Origin of the sequence: Acidovorax sp. LjRoot38 (genome assembly GCF_964252975.1) — a bacterium.
Lineage (GTDB): Bacteria > Pseudomonadota > Gammaproteobacteria > Burkholderiales > Burkholderiaceae_C > Acidovorax > Acidovorax facilis.
In genome coordinates, this window is sequence record NZ_CAXUPT020000046.1 from 1 (window position 1) to 995 (window position 995).

General features: G+C 60.9%; 1 protein-coding gene. It reads left to right on the plus strand.

Annotated features, from left to right (window positions below):
* A partial coding sequence (tuf, locus tag ACSQ22_RS26300; RefSeq protein ID WP_436131965.1) for an elongation factor Tu occupies positions 1-993 on the plus strand: 993 nt, incomplete at its 5' end.
* Positions 994-995: the final 2 nt, after the last annotated feature.

The window sequence follows — 995 nt, forward strand, 5'->3', positions numbered from 1 at the left end:
CACGTGGAATACGAAACGGCCAACCGCCACTACGCCCACGTGGACTGCCCTGGCCACGCCGACTATGTGAAGAACATGATCACCGGCGCAGCCCAGATGGACGGCGCTATCCTGGTGTGCTCGGCTGCTGACGGCCCCATGCCCCAGACCCGCGAGCACATCCTGCTGGCTCGCCAAGTGGGCGTGCCTTACATCATCGTGTTCCTGAACAAGTGCGACATGGTGGACGACGAAGAACTGCTCGAACTCGTCGAAATGGAAGTGCGCGAACTCCTGGACAAGTACGACTTCCCAGGCGACGACACCCCCATCATCCGTGGTTCTGCCAAGCTCGCCCTGGAAGGCGACAAGGGCAAGCTGGGTGAAGAAGCCATCATGAAGCTGGCTGAAGCGCTGGACACCTACATCCCCACGCCAGAGCGCGCTGTGGACGGTGCCTTCCTGATGCCCGTGGAAGACGTGTTCTCCATCTCCGGCCGTGGCACCGTGGTGACCGGTCGCGTTGAGCGCGGCATCATCAAGGTCGGCGAAGAAATCGAAATCGTCGGTATCCGCGACACGCAAAAGACCATCTGCACCGGCGTGGAAATGTTCCGCAAGCTGCTGGACCAAGGTCAAGCTGGCGACAACGTCGGCCTGCTGCTGCGCGGCACCAAGCGCGAAGACGTGGAGCGCGGCCAAGTGCTGTGCAAGCCCGGCTCGATCAAGCCCCACACTCACTTCACCGCTGAAGTGTATGTTCTGAGCAAGGACGAAGGCGGCCGTCACACGCCCTTCTTCAACAACTACCGCCCTCAGTTCTACTTCCGCACGACCGACGTGACCGGCGCCATCGAGCTGCCAGCCGACAAGGAAATGGTCATGCCTGGTGACAACGTGTCGATCACTGTGAAGCTGATCAACCCCATCGCCATGGAAGAAGGTCTGCGCTTCGCTATCCGCGAAGGCGGCCGTACCGTGGGCGCTGGCGTCGTGGCCAAGATCATTGCTTAATT